Origin of the sequence: Nocardioides malaquae (assembly GCF_015070385.1) — a bacterium.
Classification (GTDB): domain Bacteria; phylum Actinomycetota; class Actinomycetes; order Propionibacteriales; family Nocardioidaceae; genus Nocardioides; species Nocardioides malaquae.
This window is the reverse complement of record NZ_JADCSA010000273.1, coordinates 1-284: the sequence shown is the minus strand read 5'-3', so window position 1 is coordinate 284 and position 284 is coordinate 1. Positions and strand designations below refer to the sequence as shown.

At 35.6% G+C, this 284-nt stretch carries 1 protein-coding gene; it reads left to right on the top strand.

Features of this window, described 5'->3' with window-relative positions; translation table 11 throughout:
- On the top strand, nt 1-284 hold a 284-nt coding region (locus tag IEQ44_RS17170; protein ID WP_227487622.1), incomplete at both ends, for a hypothetical protein.

Below are 284 nucleotides of genomic sequence, written 5' to 3'. Positions count from 1 at the left end.
GGAGAATATAGTAAGAGACCTAGCAGACAAAAAGAAATGTATAATTATACTAGGAATGGAAGAGAAACATAACCCAGATAGAACCTCAAGAATAAAAGAGGAAAATGAAAAGGTGAGCAGTCTCCTACAATTAGTTCAGGATGAAGAGCCAGATATCATGTACCAAATCGAGGAGAAATTCAGGCTTGGCAAGTATAATACAGATAAGACTAGACCAATTAAGATTAAATTCAAGTCACAAAAGACGGCAGAGAATATCTTATCCAAAACAGGGAAACTAGCAA